Genomic DNA, 20005 nt, shown 5'->3' with positions numbered 1-20005 from the left:
GCCCCGGGGCGGTGGATCAGCAGAGCGCCAACCGCTCGCCCAGCCAGGGCATCACGCGGCGCAGTTCCGGGAAGGCTTCCTGCGCGAGTGCGAGACGCCCGGCAAGAAAGCATTGCGAGGCCATCTCCGAGACCTCGCCTTCGCGCGAGACCTGATAGATCGTTCGCGAGAGTGCGGGGCCGGGCAGCGGCAGGGCGGCGACTTGCGAGAGCGACGCGCGGCCTTGCAGCAGACAGAGCGGTGTCGCGATCGTGAAACCGACTTCGGCGGCGACCATCGACATCACCACGTCCGACGTATCGATTTCGAGGTGCATGCGCGGCGAGTGCCCGGTGCGACGCAGGTGGCGTTCGATCACCGCACCAAAGTGCGAGCGCCCGGAAAAGCGAATCAGCGGCATCGACCGGATCAGTTCACTGAGATCGGCGTTCGCAAGCTCGGCTTCGCGCGCTTTCGGCACGACGACGATGAACGGCTCGGTGAAAATCGGACGGCGCACGAGACGTTCCATGTCGTGCATCGGATCGCTGGTGACGATCAGATCGAGTTGGCGGGCGAGGAGCGCTTGTGCGTGACCGTTAGCGAGGCCGGACCAAAGAAGCAACTCGCTGGTGCTCCCCGACATCTGCTTGACGATGGAGGGGCCGACGGTGGCGGCGAAGGAGTCGATCATGCCGACGCGCACGGCGGCGCGGCTGGCGACGTCGGCGTCCTGTACCTGAGCGATGAGCCGGTCCATATCGTCGACGATTTGTCGGGCATGACGCGAGAGCGCGAGACCGGCGGGCGTCAGTTTCAGCGGACGGCGCGACCGGTCGAGCACACGGGTACCGACGGTTTGTTCGATCTGTGCGATAGCTTGGGAGATGGCGGACTGGGTGACGCCGAGGGTTTCGGCGGCGCCGGAGAGGCTACCGGCGCTGGCGACGGCTTCGAAGATCCGGAGTGATCGGACGTCGAGGTCTGCGCGCTTTTTCATCGGCGTGTCTCCATTCGGGGCGGCGAGTATCAGGAGATGAGAAAGACTTTCCTGAGGCACCGCGATGAATCGGTATAAGAATTTCTGGCGATTGTAGGGATACGGAGGGCTAAAACAAAACTAAGTTAAGCAAAACTAATACTTGGTATTAGACGGTGGGAATCGAGAGCGAAAGAAGGGGGAATTCTGACGATGTCGGTCTCAGTGGATGAAATCAGCGAGACGAAAGAGAGAGGGGGGAGGTTTCGGTCGAGGGACTGATAGCGCTGAGAGGGACGGATCGGCGCCCCCTTCTGAATCGAGTTGGGTTTATGTCTGAGAGGCGGAAGGGGGCGGCGGTCCGTCGGACTGAGGATGCGTGAAGCGGGTCAGTCGAAAGACAAATGCCGAGGCATAAGACAATGCCTCGGCAGGATGACATCGGAAACCCAAATCAGAACAACCGATAAGCCAACCGCGCGGCAACACGCGCTCCGGTGCCTTGCGCATCGAAGCGGGGGTTGTATTCGGCGAGATCGGCCACGCGGAGTTTGCCGGAGCGGCGCACGTGGGTGACGATGGCTTCGATGACGGAGATCGGCACGCCATAGGCCGCAGGGGCGGAGACGCCGGGCATGACGGGGGCGGGGAGCACGTCGAGATCAATCGTGAGGTAGACGTGACTCACGTCGGCAATCAGTGCGTCGATCTGTGCAAGACGCTCGTCGAGATGGCGGTCCTGCATCTCCGTATCTTCGACGTACGTCACGTTTAGCGCATTGGCGCGTTCGAAGAGGGATGCCGTATTGCTCAACCGGCTGACCCCAAGACATGCATAGTCGAACGCAAGCCCCGCAGCCTCGCAAGCCTGAGCGATCTGATCGAACGGCGTGCCCGACGTACCGGGTCGTGCTGTGCGCAAGTCGAAATGCGCGTCGAGGTTCAGGATGAGCACCCGGGAGCGATCACCCCGTGCGTCGAGGTGAGCGCGCAGCCCTTGCCATGTTCCCCACGCAATCTCGTGTCCACCGCCAAGCACCACCGGCTGTGCCCCGGCGTCGAGTTGTCGGCGCACAGTGTCGGCGAGGGCTTGCTGTGCGGCTTCGAGGGCGTCGCCGTCGCAGACCACGTCGCCTGCGTCATACAGACAGGCGATGTCGTGCGCAGGCAGGTTCGCCAATGCACGGCGAATGGCAAGCGGGCCTTCGGCGGCACCGATGCGGCCCTGATTGCGTTTGACGCCAGCGTCGCTTGCAAACCCGAGCAGCACGGGGGCGCCGCTTGCCGGAGCATCGGTCAGCGCGTCGATCTCGCGCACGACATTAAAGAGACGGCGCGTGTCGCCGCGCTCGCCGACGTCCGTACGACCGTGCCAGATTGGCGTGTCGCCGGATACCGGTTTCAATTGTGTTGCCATGAAGATGTCTCCAGTTCGCGGATGCTCAGCGCGTCGAAAGATCGCGCCACTCACCGTTGCGCACTGCGCGCGAGGGCAGTTCCCCGCCCAGCCAGTACGACAGCTCCGCCGGACGCTCGATTTCCCAAGCCACAAAGTCCGCCGTTTTACCGGCTTCGATCGTGCCGTGCGTGTCGAGCATGCCGAGCGCTTTGGCTGCGTTGCGCGTCACGCCAGCCAGGGCTTCTTCCGGCGTCAGCCCGAAAAGCGTGCAGGCCATGTTCAGCATGAGACGCAGGGACAGCGCAGGCGATGTGCCCGGATTCAGATCCGAGGCCACCGCAATGTCCACGCCGTGACGCCGCAGCAGATCCACTGGCGGACGACGCGTCTCCTGCAACATATGGAACGCGCCGGGCAACAGCACAGCTACAGTGCCCGCGCGGCCCATCGCAGCAGCGTCTTCCGGCGTCATGTACTCAAGATGGTCTGCCGACAATGCGCCCAGCTCGGCGGCCATGCTCGATCCGCCGAGCGGGGACAACTGCTCCGCGTGCAGCTTTACCGGCAGCTTCAGCTTTTGAGCGCGAAGCAGCACACGCATGACCTGCGCCGGTGAGAACGCAATTGTTTCGCAGAAGGCGTCGACCGCGTCGACCAGACGTTCTTCCGCGAGCGTCGGCAGAATTTCCGAGCAGACGTAATTCACATACTCGTCTGCCTTGCCTGCAAACTCCGACGGCACCGTGTGAGCGGCCAGACAGGTCGTCTTCACCGTGACCGGCAGCGTCTCACCGAGACGACGTGCCACGCGCAGCATCTTGCGTTCGCTATTCAGATCCAGCCCGTAGCCGGACTTGATCTCGACGGTGGTCACGCCGTCGCGCATCAGCGCGAGCAAACGCTTGCGGGCGGATTCGTAGAGGGCGTCCTCCGTGGCGTCGCGGGTGTGACGCACCGTGTGCTTGATGCCGCCCCCGGCCGCCGAAATCTCCGCATAACTCACGCCTTGCAACCGCTGCTCGAACTCGAGACTGCGGTTGCCACCGAACACCAGATGCGTATGGCAATCGATCAGACCGGGCGTGACCCACGCGCCCTGAAGATCGATGCACTCATCCGCGCCAGAAGCCGAGCGCTCGCCACGCGGGCCAACCCATTCGATTTGCTTGCCGCGCGTGACGATCACGGCGTCTTCGATAGTGTTGTAGCGGCCGTCGCGCATTGTCGCGACATGGCAGTGCTTCCAGTAGGTACGTTTCATGTGAGGCTTATTCCAGACTCATTTGGTTGCGCAGTTGCGCTTCCTTGGGTTTGACACCGAATTGATACGCCACCGACATCAGCGCGATCCAGCCTGCACCGACGTAGAGCGCGACGCGCGTGTCTTCCATATACCCGAGCACACCGATCACGAAGAGCATGAAGGCGATAGCCAGCGCCGGACCCACCGGCCACAGGGGCACCTTGAACTTCAGGGCGGCCACTTCCTCTGCCGAGAGACGACGGCGCATCGCCACCTGCGAGAGCAGGATCATCAGCCACACCCACACCGTCGCAAACGTGGCGATGGACGCAATGATCAGGAACACGCCTTCCGGAATCAGGTAGTTCAGCACCACACCGCCGAGCAGCGCGAACGTCATCACCAGCACCGTGACCCAGGGCACGCCATGACGCGACGTCGCCGAGAAGGCGGCCGGGGCCTGACCATGCTCGGCCATGCCGAACATCATGCGTCCCGCGCCGAAGATGTTGCTGTTGATGGCCGAGATCGCCGCCGATATCACGATCACGTTGAGAATCGCTGCGGCCGACTTGATGCCCAGTCCCGAGAAGATTTGCACGAACGGGCTACCCTGGCTGCCGATGCCGGTCCACGGGAAGATCGTCATGAGCACGCACATCGTGAGCACGTAGAACAGCAAAATACGGGCCGGTACAGCATTGATCGCACGCGGAATCACCTTCTCCGGATTCTTTGCTTCGCCGCCCGTAATGCCGATGATCTCGATACCACCGTAAGCGAACATCACCACCGCCAGCGAGGCCACCAGCCCACCCCAGCCATTCGGCAGGAAACCGCCGTGCGACCACAGATTGCTCACCGCCGGCGCATGCTCGCTGTGCAGTTGCACACCGGCAAAGAGAATGACACCCCCGCCCACAATCATCGCGACGATGGCGAGAATCTTCACCAGCGCCAGCCAGAACTCCATCTCGCCGTAGACCTTGACGTTGCAGAGGTTCAGCCCACAGATCAGCATCACGATGCCGAGCACCCAGATCCACTGGGGGACGTCCGGGAACCAGAAACCCATGTAAATCCCGAAGGCGGTTACGTCCGCAAGACAGACGATCACCATCTCCAGAATGTAAGTCCAACCGGTGAGGAAACCGGCCAGCGGGCCGAGGTTGTCGCGAGCGTAGCGGCCGAACGAGCCGGACACCGGCTGACGAACGACCATTTCGCCCAGGGCGCGCATCACCATATAGACGGCGGCACCGCCCACGATGTACGCGAGAATGACCGCCGGGCCTGCGAGTTGGATGGCCGACGCCGAGCCGTAGAACAGACCGGTGCCAATGGCTGAGCCGAGCGCCAGAAAGCGGATGTGCCGCGCGCTCAGATTGCGTTGCAGGTTTTTCAAGCTGTCTCCTGAATGCCTAATGAGCCGGCCCGCGTGTGCGGGCGGCAGGTGAACTCGGGTTGTGCGTGGACCGGTCCGACGGACGAACCCGTGGACCGGCGAACGAGGGGGCAACCCGGTACGCCACAATGCCGGTGCGCGAATCACTGTTCGTTTCGCCCCGGCAAGGGGCCAATTCAAACGCGAATCAACGGTGAATCAGACGCTCGGCAACGTACCGGCGGGCACAAGTGCGCTCAGTTGTCGTTGCGCAATCAGTTCGCTGGCGCCCTCGATGTCCGGTGCGAAGTAGCGATCCTTATCGTAGAACGGAACCGACTGGCGCAGCAGTGCGCGTGCCTTTTCAAGGGCCGGCGTGGTCTTCACACCTTCACGGAAGTCCAGTCCCTGCACGGCGCTCAGCCATTCGATCGCAATGATGCCCTTGACGTTATCGGCCATCTCCCAAAGCCGCTTACCGGCATTCGGGGCCATCGAGACGTGGTCTTCCTGGTTGGCCGAGGTCGGGAGACTATCAACGCTGGCCGGATGTGCCAAGGCTTTGTTGTCGGACGCGAGCGCGGCAGCCGTTACTTGCGCGATCATGAAGCCGGAGTTCACGCCGCCGTTGGCTACCAGGAACGCGGGCAATTGCGACATGTGCTTGTCCATCATCAGCGAGATGCGACGCTCGCTCAGCGCACCGATTTCGGCCAGTGCCAGCGCGAGATTGTCGGCGGCCATTGCCACCGGCTCGGCGTGGAAGTTGCCGCCGGAGATTACATCGCCCTGTTCCCAGAAGACGAGCGGGTTGTCCGACACCGCGTTCGCTTCGACGGCAAGGACGTCCGATGCCTGACGGATCTGCGTCAGACACGCGCCCATCACTTGCGGCTGGCAGCGCAGCGAGTACGGATCCTGCACCTTCTCGCAATTGGCGTGCGACTGGCCGACTTCGCTCGTCTCACCCAGCAGGTGACGGAACACCGCCGCCGCGTCGATCTGGCCGCGCTGACCGCGTGCCGAGTGAATACGGGCGTCGAACGGTGCGCGCGAGCCGAGCATCGCTTCGACCGTCATCGCGCCGCACACACTGGCGGCTGCGTACATGTCTTCCGCTTCGAACAAGCCGCGCAGCGCATAGGCTGTCGAGACTTGCGTGCCGTTGAGCAGCGCGAGGCCTTCCTTCGCGGCGAGCGTCAGCGGTTCCAGACCCGCGATGGCGAGCGCTTCACGGGCGTTCATCCACTGACCGCGATAGCGCGCCTCGCCTTCGCCGAGCAACAGCAGCGACATGTGGGCGAGCGGGGCGAGGTCGCCCGACGCGCCGACCGAGCCCTTGAGCGGAATGCGCGGATAGACTTCGGCGTTCACCAGCGTGACGAGCGCGTCGATCACCTTGCGGCGAATGCCTGAGAAGCCGCGCGCCAGACTGTTGATCTTCAGGACCATGATGAGACGCACGAGGGCGTCGTCGAGCGGTGCGCCCACGCCAGCGGCGTGCGAGAGCACGAGCGAGCGTTGCAGGTTCTCGAGGTCGTCGTGTGCGATGCGCGTGGAGGCGAGCAGGCCGAAGCCGGTGTTGATGCCGTAGGCGGTGCGGCCTTCGGCCACGATGGCTTCCACACAGGCCACGCTCTTGTCGATGGCGGCGTACGCCTTCTCATCGAGCGTAACGGTGGTCGGGGTCTGATAGACGTCGCGCAGTTGCGCCAGCGTGAGGGTGCCGGGCGTCACGAACAGTTGTGCCATGGACGGATTTCCTTGATTCGACATATCGGGGGGTGTCTTGTCTTGATGTTTACTTTGCGGTGTTCAGCATCGGCAGATTGAGGCCGTGTTCGCGGGCGCAATCGATGGCGATGTCGTACCCGGCGTCGGCGTGACGCATGACGCCAGTCGCCGGATCGTTATTCAGCACGCGGGCGATGCGTGCGGCGGCGGCATCGGTGCCGTCGCACACGATCACCACGCCGGAGTGTTGCGAGAAGCCCATGCCGACGCCGCCGCCGTGGTGCAGCGAGACCCACGTCGCACCGCTGGCCGTGTTGAGCAGCGCGTTGAGCAGCGGCCAGTCGGACACGGCGTCCGAACCGTCGCGCATGGCTTCCGTTTCACGATTGGGGCTGGCGACCGAACCGGAATCCAGATGGTCGCGGCCGATCACGACCGGTGCCGAGAGTTCTCCCGAGCGTACCATTTCGTTGAACGCCAGTCCGAGCTTGGCACGCAGGCCGAGCCCAACCCAGCAGATACGTGCCGGCAGGCCCTGGAAGGCGATGCGCTCGCGCGCCATGTTGAGCCAGCGGTGCAGATGGGCGTCGTCGGGGATCAGTTCTTTGACCTTGGCGTCCGTCTTGTAGATGTCCTGCGGATCGCCCGAGAGCGCAGCCCAGCGGAACGGGCCGACACCACGGCAGAACAGCGGACGGATGTACGCCGGTACGAAGCCGGGGAAATCGAACGCGTTCTGCACGCCTTCTTCCTTGGCCATCTGGCGGATGTTGTTGCCGTAGTCGAACGTCGGCACGCCCATGGCCTTGAAGTCCAGCATAGCCTTCACATGGACGGCCATCGATTGCTTGGCGGCCTTCACGACTTCGGCGGGCTTCGAGCGGGCGCGTTCGCGGTATTCGTCCCACGTCCAGCCGATCGGCAGATAGCCGTTGAGCGGATCGTGGGCGCTGGTCTGGTCGGTGACCATGTCCGGGCGCACGCCGCGACGCACCAGTTCCGGCAGAATTTCGGCCGCGTTGCCACACAGGGCGATGGAGACGGCCTGACCTTCAGCCGTGTATTTGGCGATGCGGGCGAGGGCGTCGTCGAGATCCTTGGCTTGCTCGTCCACATAGCGCGTGCGCAGGCGGAAGTCGATGCTCGTCTGCTGGCACTCGATGTTCAGCGAGCAAGCCCCGGCCAGCGTGGCGGCCAGCGGTTGTGCGCCGCCCATGCCGCCCAGACCGGCGGTCAGTACCCAGCGGCCCTTGAGGTTGCCGCCGTAATGCTGCCGGCCCGCTTCCACGAACGTCTCATAGGTGCCTTGCACGATGCCCTGGCTGCCGATGTAGATCCACGAGCCGGCGGTCATCTGGCCGTACATGGCCAGCCCCTTGGCGTCGAGTTCGTTGAAGTGCTCCCAGGTGGCCCAGTGCGGCACCAGATTCGAGTTGGCGATGAGCACGCGCGGCGCGTCGGCATGCGTCTTGAACACGCCGACCGGCTTGCCCGACTGGACGAGCAGCGTTTCGTCGTCGCCCAGCGTCTTGAGGGTCTCGACGATCTTGTCGAAGCATTCCCAGTTGCGTGCGGCGCGGCCGATGCCGCCATAGACCACGAGCGCGTTCGGATTCTCGGCGACGTCCGGATCGAGGTTGTTCATCAGCATGCGCAGCGGCGCTTCGGTCAGCCAGCTTTTGGCATTGAGCTGCGTGCCGCGCGGGGCGCGGATCGTGACGTCGCGATATCGGGTGAATTGGCTCACGGTAAGTCCTCTAGTTCTGAGCAGATGATGGCTTGTACAGTATTGTATATACAACCAATCGGGAACTAGGGTTTTCACGAACGCCGAACCTGGGTAGGGCGTTCGTCGGGCCTTACTTGTTGACGAGATTACTCGGCGTCGCCGAAACGCCCTTCGAGACGATGGCGCGAACCCGGATGCAGCAAACGGGCGACAGAGACGACACGCTTGCCCGACCATGTTCTCCGGCGAATCAGCAGGCAGGGTTCGGTGCGCTGGATTTGCAGCATGTGCGCTTCGTCCGGCGTCGCTGTGACGGCTTCGACCACATGCTCGCCCGACGTCAGTGGCGAGGTGCGCTGCAGGTAGGCGTTGGGCGTGAGCTTGGTGAAGTCTTGTTCGAGATAGTTGGGGGCGAGCGAGGGATTGACGAAGCGGTCTTCGATCTGTACCGGAATGTTGTCCTGATAGTGGACGATGACCGAATGGAACAGCTTCTCGCGTTCCTGCAAGCCCATCGCCAATGCGCGCTCAGGCCCGGCCAGTTCCTCGCGCAGCAGTTTCACTTCGGCGCGATGGCGGTGGCCGTGCTCGGAGATTTCGTCGGCAATGTTGTTGACAGCGAGCAGCGGCGAGTGTGACTTCGGTTCGGCGACGAACGTGCCTACACCCTGCATGCGCACGAGTCGGCCTTCGGCAGTCAGCTCACGCAGCGCGCGATTGACCGTCATGCGGCTCACACCGGACTGTTCGACCAGTTCGTTTTCCGATGGCACGCGGTGGTGCGGCGGCCAGGCGCCCGTGTCGATCTGACGGCAGATGAACTGCTTGAGCTGCAAGTAGCGCGGCGCAGGCCCTTGTTCGTTGAGCGTTTCGGCAGTGGGCTGAGCAGTTTGGCGTGGCACCTTGTTGGCCTCTCCGGTCACGAGTGTGCGTGTGGGGAAAGCCTGAAGGATAAGCCAATCGCCTGCCGGAGACGAGAAAAAAAGCGGCACGCCTGCGCACGGCACGGCTTGAGGCAAGGCCGTGCGAGGGGGGTGCGAAAGCGTGCCCAAGGGTGAGCCGGTCCGTCATGCAACGCCACACCATGTCCACAACGTTGCCTGTCGATCCGGTTCTCGCGAAGTCCCCGAGGTGAGACCAGAGCCCCCCGCCGTGGGGCGGCGGGGGACCGTCCAACGTGACCCTACTTCTACTACGGTGCTACCACTACGATCCGCTCAGACGCTTAGAACGTCTGACGGACACCCACGCGCACGAACGTCTGCGTCGCCGTGGCGGAGGAGATGCCGTTGCCCACGTCGCCGACCGAAGCCGTCGCCGAGACAACGTTGCCGAACGTGTCGAGCGTGTTGCCCGACGCCTTCTGATAGCCGACCAGACCGTACAGCGACGTGCGCTTCGACAGCGCGTAGTACGAGGCGAAGTTCACCGTGTGGTACTTCGGACCGCCCGAACCCTTCACGTCGCTGCCTTGCGTGTAGTTGTACGCCGCGGCCAGACGCAGGGCCGGCGTGAACTGATAAGCGATGCTCGTGCCGATCGTGTTGAACGTGAAGGAGCTGGCGAACGTCGACAGCGCGCCCGGCGTGTACTGCACATTGCCGTACTGGATACCGACCTGCGTGGCGCCGAACGTGTAGCTACCGGCGGCCGAGATGATGCGCTGGCTGGCAGCCGAGGCGAAGCCTTCGTTGATCGACGAAGCGAACGTGCCGTCATACGAACCGGACCACGTGCTCGACGACGTGCCGTAGGCGTTCGTTGCCTGCAGGTAGCCCACGGCCACGGCGAACGGGCCGGTGGCGTACGAACCGCCGAAGCCCCACGTGTTCTGGTTCTTCACGCTGCCGGGTTGACCGCCGAAGCCATAGATCGCGCCGAACTGGAAGCCGGCGTAGTTCGGGCTGGCCCACTTCACCGAGTTGTTCACGCGCGACTGGTTGTCCTGGTTGTCGATATCGCCCGGGTGTGCACCCATGCCGGTCACGAACGTACCGGCGCTGATCGGGCCGACGTAGTCGACGATCGGATCGTACTGACGGCCGAACGTGAGCTTGCCGAGCGTGGCGCTTTGCAGACCCATCCACGATTGACGACCGAACTGACGGCCACCCTGACCCGACGTACCGTTACCGATGTTGAAGCCGTTTTCCAACTGGAAGATGGCCGAGTTGCCGCCACCCAGATCTTCCGAGCCCTTCAGGCCCCAACGGTCGCCCGACCAGGTTCCGCTCGCGAAGCCCCAGACCGAACCGTTCGTGTAGTTGATCGGTGCGCCGACGCCGCCCTTGGAGTTGGCCGTGCGCTGACCGCTGGCATAGCCCACGCCGGCATCGACGATGCCGTACAAGGTCACGCTGCTCTGAGCGTAGACGGGAGCCATGATGCCGGCCATACCGCCAAGGCCGAGTGCAGCGAGAAGAATACGTTTCATAATATTAGTGGTCCTAAATTTATATTGCAGGAACATCACGAAAACGCACCGGCAGTTCCCCGGTGTGGGTCGGTTTTTATCGAACTGCCGGTGTTACTTTCCGGGGTGATCACCTCCGGGAAGTCCGGTGACGCTCAGCCAGGTGGCCACGGCCACGACCAATGCGTCGATATCGTCGAAGCTCTCCGTGCCCGGTACTGCCGGGGCGTCGAGGACGGTAAAGACCGGTTTGCGCCACTGAAGGCCGAGCGCGATTTCCGAAAGCGTGCCCAGCCCGCCGCCCACGGCGACGAGGCAGATCGAAGCACGCGCGATCAGGGCGTTGCGCGTGATGCCGAGGCCAGTGGGCAGCGCCACGCTCAGGTACGGATTGGCGTCGTTCGCATGCTCCTCGGGCAGCAGGCCGATCACGATGCCGCCAGCGGCCGATGCCCCGGCGGAAGCTGCTTCCATCACGCCACCCTTGCCACCGCATACCAGCGCGATACCGGCCGCCGCCAGCGCTTCGCCGATGCATTGCGCGGCGTAGAGTTGTGCGGGCGAGGCTTCGCGCGGGCCGATGAGACCGACGGGCGTCACATGACGCGAGGGACCTGCCTGACGGGCTGCGAGTTGATCGAGAGCGTGGCGGGCCGCAGCCGACCACTCATTGAGGATGACGCCGTACAAGACACTCTCCGAGAGCGAGCACACCGCTGCATACCGCCATCAACACGAGCGACAGCGCGGCAGCCTGAGGGAAATCCGTTTGCCCGTCCGACATCTTCAGGAACATGAGCAACGGCAGGATGTTGATCTGAGTACCGGCGAGCGCCAGTGCCGTGCCGTACGTCCCGAGCGCAATCGCCGTGACGAGACACCACGCGGCGGCCAGCGTGGGCCACAGTTCGCGCAGGGCGACGTCGACGATCGCGCGCAACGGCGTTGCACCCAGCGTGAGCGCAGCTTCGATGGGGCGGCGATCTAGGTTGGCGATGGCCGGATAGACCATCAGCGCCACGCGCGGGATCAGGTAATACGCATAGGCGGCGACGAGTCCGGGTGCGGTGTAGATCAGCGCACCGAGGTGCACCGGATCTGCGCCGAGCGAGGCGAGGGTCATCGTCACGAAGCCGGAGCGGCCGAACGCCAGAATGAAGCCATACGCAATCACCAGCCCCGAGAAGGCGAGCGGCACGCCCATAGCCGCCAGCCAGATTCGACGACGGCGCGGCGTCTGACGCGCAAGCGTCACGGCGATCAGCGCGCCGACGATCAGCGAGACGGTACCCGCGCCGACGGCCAGCGCCAGCGAGTTGACGAAGGCATCGCGCACCAGCGGATCGAGGGCAATGGCGGAAATCGCTCCACCATGTCCTTCGAACGCCGCCACGACCAGCGACGCGAGCGGCAGGCCGAAGCCGAGTGTCAGTACCACGGCGGCGGGCAGGCCACCGAAGCGGCGCACCCAGCCACGCGGCATGTCTTTCACACGCTGCGGTCCTGGCGACACGTGGGGATCCGGTGGCTCGACGATGCCGGTCGATGCGCGCGCTGACGTCATGGTCTGCGAACTCACTTGGCGAGCGCGGCGGCCGACCACAGACGATCGACTTCGGCCTTTTGCGCAGCGGCGCGAGCGACGTCGAGCGGATGCACCTGCGGGGCGTCCGGCATGCGGGCGCGCATCTCGGCAGTGAACGGCGTGCCGGGCACGGCCGGTCGCACATAGCCCTGCGCGAACAGCGACTGACCGACCGGGCTCATGATGAGGTTCAGCCACAACTTGGCTGCTTCCGGATTGGGGCCGTTCTTCACGAGGCTGATCGCGTAGGGTGCCGAGACGCTGGCTTCCTTCGGAATCACGACCTGTGCGGCGTCGCCCATCCCGTCGGTGTACTTGGCCTTCAGGCCATCGTTCTCGTAACCGATGAGAATCGGGATCTCGCCCTTGACGAACTTGGCATACGGCGTGGTGCCTTCGACGCGCATCACGTTGCCTGCATCACGCAACTTGCCGAAGAACTCGGCACCCGGCTTCGGATTGTCGACGTTGCCGCCGAAGGCGTAAGCCGCTGCAAACACGGCGACCTGACCCTGACCGGTCGAGCGCGGATCGAGGTACACCACCGAGTTCTTGTACTCGGGCTTGAGCAGGTCGGCCCACGACTGCGGCACGTGCTTAACCAGCTTGGTGTTCACGAGGAACGCGATATTGAGCGAGTGGATGGTGAACCAGCGACCGTCGTTGTCGCGGAAGACCTTCGGCAGCGTGTCGAAGTTGATCGGCTTGAACGGTGCGACCACATCCTTCTGGACGGCGTCGAGCGCTGAGCCTGCGAAGTAGTAAGCCGTGTCGGCTTGCGGACGGCGACGGGACTTGTCCAATGCGGTGACGGTCGCGGCGGAGCCGATGTCGTTGTACGTGATCTCGACCTTCGGATAGCGCTTGCGGAATTCGGCGAACAGCGCCTTCCAGTTGGCCCACTCCGGGCCGGTGTCGAACGACACGACCAGACCTTCTTCGGCCGCCTTGGCATACAGTTCAGTCTCGCCCGGATACAGCGGCGCGGTAGCGCTGGTTTGAGCGGACGCGGAACCCGCGGCACCCGACAGCAGTGCAAATGCAGTCGCGAGCGTCGCCAGTGCGGGCAGGGCGCGCGGGCGCAGGTAAGAGGCGGGGTGGATCATCGACATAGCTCCGTCTTGGACATGAATCGGGAAATGTTGGGCAGCTCGCGCGGTCATGAGGGCAGGCATCTCAGGCCCCCGCCGGCGGCAATACGCGCAGATGCGCGGGGTCAAGCGCGATGGCGAACGACGCGGGCGTGCGACTCTCGCCGAGCAGTGGGGTCGTTGCGCCTTCGGGCAGGAAATCGAATCGGCAGGTCGCGCCGAAGAAGCGCACCGCGCCCGGATGACCGCCGAGACGGTTGATGGTGCTCACAGGCGGGTCACACTGGATGTGTTCGGGGCGCACCAGCAGCGAGACGGCCGTCCCCGGCCGCCATGCGCCGGTCTCGACGTGCAGCTCGGCGAAGCCGGTATCGACCATGCCGGGACGCGTCACCCGCGCAGGCAACACCGTCGACAACCCGGTAAAGCTCGCCACCGTTGCGCAGGCAGGGGCGTCGTACAGGCGTTGCGGCGTATCGATTTGCAGCAGGCGGCCGTTATCGATGACGGCAACGCGGTCGGCCATGCTCAGCGCCTCGTCGCGGTCGTGCGTGACGATCAAAGTGGTTGCGCCGCTGGCCTGTTGCAGCGCGCGAATTTCGTCGCGCAATTGTTGACGGATGCCTGCGTCGAGCGCGGCGAGCGGTTCGTCGAGCAGCAACACGCGCGGCGAGATGGCCAGGGCGCGGGCAAGTGCCACGCGCTGTTGCTGACCGCCGGAAAGGGACATCGGGCGACGCGTTGCGAATTCGGCCAGCCCGACACGTGTGAGCATGTCGAAGGCCGCACGCTGACGCTCGGCCGCCTTGACGCCTTGCATCCGAAGTCCATAGGCGACGTTATCGACGACGCTCAGATGCGGGAACAGCGCGTACTGCTGGAACACCATGCCGACGTGACGACGCCAGACCGGCACGCCGCCGACGTCTTCACCGCCGATGGCAATGCGTCCGCGATAACCGTCGAGCAGACCTGCGACGAGGCGCAGTACGGTGGACTTGCCCGAGCCGCTGCGGCCCATCACGGCAAGCAATTCGCCCTGACGCGCTTGCAAGCTGACGTCGTCGAGGCCATTGGCCGCGCCTGCGTAGCGGAAGCTGACGTTTTCGAGAGTGAGGCTCATGAACTGACCTTCTGGCGGGACGCAGCAACGATCGACATGCCGGTCGCGGCAAGCGCGAGCACGAGCAGCACGACGGTGGCCGCGCAGGCGAAGCCGGTCGCACCGTAGAACGCCTGAAGCAACACCACCGGATAGTTGCGATAGCGGAAACCCGCGATGAGATTGGAAATCTGGAATTCGCCGATTGAGAGCGCTGCGACCATCACAAGCCCGGCCACCAGACTGTGCGTGAGATTCGGCACGGCAATCGTCAGGAACTGACGCAGCGGCGATGCGCCCAGCGTGGCCGCGCAATCCTCAAGTTTGGCAATGTCTAGATGCCGCAGATCGGCAAGCAACGTCTGCGTGAGATAGGGCAGCGTGAGTACGGCGTGCGCCAGCACGAGCAGCCAGAGCGAGCCGAGCCACGGCAGGGTGTCGCCGCTGAAGACGGCGATGTAGCCGAAGCCGAGCGTGAGGGCGGGCACCGCCACCGGCAGCAGTGTCACCAGCCGTGCAATCGCGCCGCGGCCGCTGCGCGAGCGGTGATGAAGCGAGTACGCCAGCGGCAGACCGATCAGTGCGGTCATCGCACAGCAGCTCAGCGCGACGATGAGGCTCGTCGAGAACGCACGGCGAAACGACGGGTCGCCCGCCAGATCGGTGAACCAATGCCCCGTCACCCCCGTCGGCAATACGGTATTGGTCCACGTCTGGCCGAAAGCGCCGATCAGCAGTAACAGCACGGGCAGGCAGAGGTAGATCAGAAACAGCGCGGCCACGGCGCGCACGGTCCAGATCAGCAGCCCCGTCTTCGCACTTGGCGCGGCATGCCCCACGGCACCTGCGTCGGCAGGGGCTGGGTTGTGCCGGGGTGGCACAGTTTGGGCAAGGCGGTCGGCGTGAACGTCGGACATCGGGGAAACCTGAACGGCATACGGTGACAAATTCGCATCGGTCGGCCGGATGTCTTGCAATCCCTTACTGCAAAAGGGCAGGCGGGGAGACAGCCGGATCGACGTTGGGCGAGAGTTTCACGGTCTGAAATGTCATCGTCATGAAGAAAACACACGATTCGGGCATCGTCCTGTGCGAAAACGGAACAGTTGGTGCGTCGTCGGAATCGACGGCGAACCGCTGTTTCTGACCGGAACCCAACGCCAGCCTGACATTCCCCGATGCGCCACTGCTATCCGAACATCGCAGAACTGCTCGCCTTCACCAGCGCCGCGAGACACTTGAATTTTTCTCGTGCCGCTCGTGAGCTGGGCCTGACGCCGAGTGCCGTGAGTCGGCAGATCGGGGCGCTTGAGACGCTGGTCGGCACTGCGTTGTTCGTGCGCGAAGGACGTCATCTGGTGCTGACCGAGGCGGGGCGTCGTTATCACGACCGCGTGGCGGAGCCGCTTCGCGAGATCGGCAATGCGTCGCTGGAACTGATGACGTCGCGCGGCGAAAGCGATCTGCTGACGATTGCCAGCGTGCCGACGTTCACCACCAAATGGTTGATCCCCCGTTTGCCCGACTTCCTGGCGAGCACGCCTGGCGTTACGCTAAGTTTCAGCCGTCATCTGGCGCATGGCGATGCTTTCCCTTTCACGCTGGACGCGGCCGTGCGCTATGGCGATGGCTCGTGGGAGGGTGTCGTGAGCGAGTATCTGGATGGACGGCGGTTCGTGCCGGTCTGTGCGCCTTCGTTCGTTGCGCGTTATCCGCTGGCGAGCGCAACGGATGTGGCTCGCGCACCGAGGCTCGTGCACAATCAGGCGGAAGAAGTGTGGGGAACATGGGCAACGTGCTTCGACGTCGCGCCCCATGCGCAGCGCCCGGGGCCTCGCTTCGAGCAGTACTCGGTGCTGCTACAGGCGGCGGAGGCGGGCATGGGTATGGGACTGGTGCCGGAGTTTCTGGCGCGCGAGGCGATACAGGCTGGCCGCCTCGTCGTGCCCGTCGATGCTGGCGTGGATGTGCCGCGTCATGGGCATTACCTCTGCTATCCGAAGGAGCGCCTGCAACAACGTTCGGCATTGCGGACCTTCCGCGAATGGATGCTCGCTCAGGCATCGCAGAAGTAAGTTGCCTATCAGGGACGACCACGCGACGGCACCGCCTGTGATGATGGCTGAGTGGTGGGTCTTGCACCGGGCCGCGAGGTGCAGTGTGTGCAGCATCACGCGCACGGCGCGCAGGGAGCTGCGGCACTAAAGCGCAGCTATAGCGATGTACCACTGGCGTGGTTCAGGATCGGGTCTGCGCCAAATCTCGTGCCGAAATCGGTGCACTAGTCGGCCGGACGGTTGAGTCAACGCAGGGGCGTCGTACATCGCTTGCCAGCGAGGATCTTGAGCGGTTGCCTCAAGGTTTTGTTGGGAGAGGACGCCTCCTTCCGCGTCCGGTACGCAAATACCAAAGGCAGAGGGTGGTAACGCAAAGTGGTGTGCGCTATCGGTGCCAGAGTGGAATCTCCACTCACCGATGGAGAACCCTCATGAATCCTCCGACAGTCTCGTCAACGGGCGTCCAGCCGCTCGCATTAGTCTTGTCTGAAACGCAGACTCAAGCGCCGACCAAAGATGGCGTCGCCAGTGGCTTGCTCAAGGTCAGTCAAGTGGACTACTCGTACGAAGCGCCTCACTACGACTACACCCCACCTTACTACTCCTACACCCCGTCGTATCAGCCATCGTCTCAGGCGTCGTCTCAGCCGTCGTACTACCCTTCGAACCATCCCGCATACGCTCCAACGCCCACTGAAAACGCTAACACCTCCTATCAGGGCTATGGCTATTCGGCTCCGCTTGACCCCAACCTTCATCCGAACGACGCTGGTCAGCCGGGCGCCGGACATGCCGCCGGAATGCCGGGCGACCGCTTGGCGAAGATGTCGCCACGACACGGGAACAATCCGCCGGACGTTCGGCGCTGGTCTGGCGCTGTCGGCAAGGGGGACGGTAGGCCCGTAACTGCGAACCTATCGATCGCGGTTCAAGGGACGGCTGCCGTGGGGTTCCAGATTAGTTCCGACGGCGTGGGCCCTAGCCGCTTCAAGGCGGATGAGCAGGCGTACTGGAAGGCGCTCGGATTCCAGAACACATCGAGAACATGAGTCAGCCCAAGCCGCCTGTCGACGCGGCTTGTGTCCGAGTCCTTGCAATGCCGGACCTCAGATCATCGCGACGCGCTTTGACGCGTCGCCGATCCCTTCGCCTCAAGCACGGTATTGAACGACGTATCGACGATCTTGCTCACATCGAAGCGATTCGGCAGTGCACCGGTTTGCGTCAGGAAATCACTCGTGCCTTGATAGTCGGCCACGGCTTGCTTGTCGACGGCATCGACCGTCATTCCAGCCTGACCGATCCAGTGTCGTGCGACGTCGCGATCCAGCCCGGCTTTCTTCGCCCATTGATCGGCATACACTTCCTTGTGGCTCTCCACCCACGCACGCGCCTTTTGCAGCCGTGCGAGGAAGTCCCCAATCGCCGCGTGCTTTGCGCTGACCGACGGTGCATACGCGGCAACGCTACTCAGTCCCGGCATCAGATTGCGCGCGGTGATGATCGGACGCGCACCGTTGTGCACCACTTGCTGCGAGATATACGGCTCCCAGACGGGAAACGCGTCGATAGCGCCATTCGGCAGCGCGACGGCAGCATCGACCGGCATCAGCTTGACGAACTGGACGTAATCGGTCGGAAGCCCGGCTTTCTCCAGCGCGCGCAGCGTCAGTTGCTGACTCCACGCGCCCGGCCAGTAGGCGACCTTCTTTCCCTTGAGATCCTGAATCGATTTGACGGGCGAATCCTTCGGCACAAGTAATGCAATCGTGTCGGGGTTCTGACGCGAGACGGCGATGAGCTTGACGGGGGCGCCTTTCGCGGCGAGGAACAGGAAGCCCGAATCGCCGAGGAAGCCGAGGTCGAGCGCCCCGGCGTTGAGTCCTTCGGCCACCGGCGCTGCCGACTGGAAGTGTTTCCATTCGACCTGATAGTTCGCCCCTTCGAGCGCACCCGAAGCCTCCATCGATGCCCGCACGTTGTAGTAGTTCTGATCCCCGACACGCAACGTGACGCCTTGCGCGTTCACCACGCCGACGTGCATGACGCCGAACGCAGTGAAAGTGAAAATAGAAAAGGCGGGAAGGGCAAAGCGGGCGCGACGAATCCAGCGCAGCAACATCATGACACCTATGAAAAACGATTGAAAAGAGGACGAGGAAAAGTAATCGCGACGCGAATCACGCCGCCTGAGGCGTGCGCTGTCGGTCGAGTTCCGCGGTATGGCGGCGGATAACGGGAATCAGCGATTCGCCGTAGCGGATCGTGTCTCCGAGCGGGTCGAACCCGCGAATCAGGAATGTATCGACGCCAAGCGCGTAATAGCGCCCCAGCGCTTGCGCCACCTGTTCTGCGGTCCCGACGAGTGCCGTCGAATTCCAGCGCGCGTCCGTCGCTTTTGCTACGCCCATCCACAGACGTTCGTCCACGACGTCACCGCGCTGGGCGGCGGCCAGCAAACGCTGTGAGCCGACGTTCTCCGGGGCTTCGGTACGAAGGCCAAGCCGCGCGCGCGTTGCCTTGACCTGACGCAGCACGTCGTCGGCCCGGGCCCATGCTTGTTCTTCGGTGTCGGCGACGATGGGGCGAAACGAGATCGAGAAGCGCGGCGTGCGGCCGTGGCGTTGGGCTGCGGTGCGCACGCGGTTGATTAGCGACTCGACGGCGTCGAGCGGCTCGCCCCAGAGCATGTACGTATCGGCGTGGCGTGCCGCGACGTCGATGGCGGCGTCGGACGCGCCGCTGAAGTAAATCGGAATGTGCGGCTTCTGCCACGTCTGTACGGCAGGCGATGCTTGCTCGAAGCGATAGTGCTCGCCGTCGAAGTCGACCGGACTGTCAGCCGTCCAGATGCGCTTGAGGGCGTCGAGATATTCGTCGGTGCGGGTGTAGCGCGCATCGTGATCGAGGAAGTCGCCGTCACGACGCAGGTCGGCGTCGTTGCCGCCGGAGACGACGTTCAGCGCCACGCGTCCGCGTGAAAACTGATCGAGCGTGGCGAGTTGACGCGCCGCAAGCGGCGCTGCAATGACCCCGGGACGGTAAGCGAGCAGAATGCCCAGCCGTTGCGTCGCGGCGGCGACATGACTGCTGACGAGACTGCCTTCCGGGCCGTTAGAGAAGTAGCCGATGAGTGCGCGGTCGAAACCGGCGGTCTCATGCGCTTGCGCCATGCGCGTAATGAACGTGGGGTCGACGGCTGCGCCCGTGGGTTGATCGACTTCGGACCCCGGCGCTGCCGTGATCATCCCGATAATTTCTACGCTCATGAGTGCACTCCATACAGGCAAAGTGCGAGCGTAGCGGGCGC

At 63.8% G+C, this 20005-nt stretch carries 17 protein-coding genes; 2 read left to right on the top strand and 15 right to left on the bottom strand.

Translation table 11 applies throughout. The features are described from left to right. Positions 1-16: 16 nt before the first annotated feature. The 13 genes from PCO31010_RS01905 to PCO31010_RS01845 form a co-directional block, all read right to left on the bottom strand. Positions 17-979 carry a LysR family transcriptional regulator gene (locus PCO31010_RS01905; RefSeq protein WP_150662744.1) on the bottom strand — a complete coding sequence of 321 codons (963 nt, stop codon included), beginning with the start codon at positions 977-979 and terminating at the stop codon, positions 17-19. Positions 980-1412: 433 nt separating this feature from the next. Continuing rightward, on the bottom strand, positions 1413-2375 hold the full coding sequence (hutG, locus tag PCO31010_RS01900; protein ID WP_150662743.1) for a formimidoylglutamase: 963 nt from the start codon (positions 2373-2375) through the stop codon (positions 1413-1415). A gap of 25 nt (positions 2376-2400) precedes the next feature. Then, positions 2401-3618: an imidazolonepropionase gene (hutI, locus tag PCO31010_RS01895; protein WP_150662742.1), complete on the bottom strand. Its 1218-nt coding sequence runs from the start codon at positions 3616-3618 to the stop codon at positions 2401-2403. Between the two features lie 7 nt (positions 3619-3625). Further along, positions 3626-5005 (bottom strand): amino acid permease, encoded by a 1380-nt coding sequence (locus PCO31010_RS01890; RefSeq protein ID WP_150662741.1) that lies wholly within the window; start codon positions 5003-5005, stop codon positions 3626-3628. 198 nt (positions 5006-5203) lie between these two features. Then, positions 5204-6760: a histidine ammonia-lyase gene (gene hutH / locus PCO31010_RS01885; protein ID WP_425494994.1), complete on the bottom strand. Its 1557-nt coding sequence runs from the start codon at positions 6758-6760 to the stop codon at positions 5204-5206. Between the two features lie 25 nt (positions 6761-6785). Further along, positions 6786-8465, bottom strand: coding sequence for a urocanate hydratase (hutU, locus tag PCO31010_RS01880; RefSeq protein ID WP_150662739.1), 1680 nt, complete (start codon positions 8463-8465; stop codon positions 6786-6788). Between the two features lie 128 nt (positions 8466-8593). Next, the gene (hutC, locus tag PCO31010_RS01875; RefSeq protein ID WP_150662738.1) at positions 8594-9349 is read right to left on the bottom strand and encodes a histidine utilization transcriptional repressor HutC; all 756 of its coding nucleotides are present in this window, start codon (positions 9347-9349) and stop codon (positions 8594-8596) included. A 323-nt stretch (positions 9350-9672) separates the two neighbouring features. Beyond that, positions 9673-10881 carry a porin gene (locus tag PCO31010_RS01870; RefSeq protein ID WP_150662737.1) on the bottom strand — a complete coding sequence of 403 codons (1209 nt, stop codon included), beginning with the start codon at positions 10879-10881 and terminating at the stop codon, positions 9673-9675. A gap of 93 nt (positions 10882-10974) precedes the next feature. After that, positions 10975-11550, bottom strand: a complete 576-nt coding sequence (locus PCO31010_RS01865) for a TIGR00725 family protein (protein ID WP_246184393.1) — start codon at positions 11548-11550, stop codon at positions 10975-10977. Beyond that, positions 11528-12343 carry an ABC transporter permease gene (locus PCO31010_RS01860; protein ID WP_150663455.1) on the bottom strand — a complete coding sequence of 272 codons (816 nt, stop codon included), beginning with the start codon at positions 12341-12343 and terminating at the stop codon, positions 11528-11530. The genes PCO31010_RS01865 and PCO31010_RS01860 overlap by 23 nt, the downstream gene beginning before the upstream one ends. 92 nt (positions 12344-12435) lie before the next feature. Next, positions 12436-13551, bottom strand: coding sequence for an extracellular solute-binding protein (locus tag PCO31010_RS01855; protein WP_150662736.1), 1116 nt, complete (start codon positions 13549-13551; stop codon positions 12436-12438). A 70-nt stretch (positions 13552-13621) separates the two neighbouring features. Continuing rightward, complete coding sequence (locus tag PCO31010_RS01850; protein ID WP_150662735.1) at positions 13622-14659, bottom strand: ABC transporter ATP-binding protein; 1038 nt, start codon at positions 14657-14659, stop codon at positions 13622-13624. Next, positions 14656-15555, bottom strand: a complete 900-nt coding sequence (locus PCO31010_RS01845) for an ABC transporter permease (protein ID WP_150662734.1) — start codon at positions 15553-15555, stop codon at positions 14656-14658. Before PCO31010_RS01845 ends, PCO31010_RS01850 begins: the two co-directional genes overlap by 4 nt. Positions 15556-15816: 261 nt before the next feature. Here PCO31010_RS01845 and PCO31010_RS01840 point away from each other — a divergent pair, with 261 nt between their 5' ends. Together PCO31010_RS01840 and PCO31010_RS01835 are read left to right on the top strand one after the other, a co-directional pair. After that, complete coding sequence (locus PCO31010_RS01840) at positions 15817-16713, top strand: LysR substrate-binding domain-containing protein (RefSeq protein WP_150662733.1); 897 nt, start codon at positions 15817-15819, stop codon at positions 16711-16713. 413 nt (positions 16714-17126) lie between these two features. Continuing rightward, on the top strand, positions 17127-17744 hold the full coding sequence (locus PCO31010_RS01835; RefSeq protein WP_150662732.1) for a hypothetical protein: 618 nt from the start codon (positions 17127-17129) through the stop codon (positions 17742-17744). Positions 17745-17806: 62 nt separating this feature from the next. Here the strand turns inward: PCO31010_RS01835 and PCO31010_RS01830 are convergent, their stop codons facing one another. Together PCO31010_RS01830 and PCO31010_RS01825 are read right to left on the bottom strand one after the other, a co-directional pair. Continuing rightward, positions 17807-18820, bottom strand: coding sequence for an ABC transporter substrate-binding protein (locus PCO31010_RS01830; protein WP_246184392.1), 1014 nt, complete (start codon positions 18818-18820; stop codon positions 17807-17809). 55 nt (positions 18821-18875) lie between these two features. After that, entirely contained in the window at positions 18876-19964 is a 1089-nt protein-coding gene (locus PCO31010_RS01825; protein ID WP_217426123.1) for an LLM class flavin-dependent oxidoreductase, read from the bottom strand. Between the last annotated feature and the right edge of the window lie 41 nt (positions 19965-20005).

The organism is Pandoraea commovens (genome assembly GCF_902459615.1).
GTDB classification, from domain to species: domain Bacteria; phylum Pseudomonadota; class Gammaproteobacteria; order Burkholderiales; family Burkholderiaceae; genus Pandoraea; species Pandoraea commovens.
This window is presented reverse-complemented; position numbering and strand designations above follow the sequence as displayed.

Excerpts from the sequence above, each read along its gene's own strand:
- PCO31010_RS01850 (WP_150662735.1), bottom strand. The coding sequence starts at position 14,659 with ATGAGCCTCACTCTCGAAAACGTCAGCTTCCGCTACGCAGGCGCGGCC.
- PCO31010_RS01860 (WP_150663455.1), bottom strand. The coding sequence starts at position 12,343 with ATGCCGCGTGGCTGGGTGCGCCGCTTCGGTGGCCTGCCCGCCGCCGTG.
- hutI (WP_150662742.1), bottom strand. The coding sequence starts at position 3,618 with ATGAAACGTACCTACTGGAAGCACTGCCATGTCGCGACAATGCGCGAC.
- PCO31010_RS01830 (WP_246184392.1), bottom strand. The coding sequence starts at position 18,820 with ATGATGTTGCTGCGCTGGATTCGTCGCGCCCGCTTTGCCCTTCCCGCC.
- hutH (WP_425494994.1), bottom strand. The coding sequence starts at position 6,760 with ATGTCGAATCAAGGAAATCCGTCCATGGCACAACTGTTCGTGACGCCC.
- PCO31010_RS01855 (WP_150662736.1), bottom strand. The coding sequence starts at position 13,551 with ATGATCCACCCCGCCTCTTACCTGCGCCCGCGCGCCCTGCCCGCACTG.
- hutG (WP_150662743.1), bottom strand. The coding sequence starts at position 2,375 with ATGGCAACACAATTGAAACCGGTATCCGGCGACACGCCAATCTGGCAC.
- PCO31010_RS01845 (WP_150662734.1), bottom strand. The coding sequence starts at position 15,555 with ATGTCCGACGTTCACGCCGACCGCCTTGCCCAAACTGTGCCACCCCGG.
- PCO31010_RS01840 (WP_150662733.1), top strand. The coding sequence starts at position 15,817 with ATGCGCCACTGCTATCCGAACATCGCAGAACTGCTCGCCTTCACCAGC.
- PCO31010_RS01835 (WP_150662732.1), top strand. The coding sequence starts at position 17,127 with ATGAATCCTCCGACAGTCTCGTCAACGGGCGTCCAGCCGCTCGCATTA.
- PCO31010_RS01825 (WP_217426123.1), bottom strand. The coding sequence starts at position 19,964 with ATGAGCGTAGAAATTATCGGGATGATCACGGCAGCGCCGGGGTCCGAA.
- PCO31010_RS01870 (WP_150662737.1), bottom strand. The coding sequence starts at position 10,881 with ATGAAACGTATTCTTCTCGCTGCACTCGGCCTTGGCGGTATGGCCGGC.
- PCO31010_RS01905 (WP_150662744.1), bottom strand. The coding sequence starts at position 979 with ATGAAAAAGCGCGCAGACCTCGACGTCCGATCACTCCGGATCTTCGAA.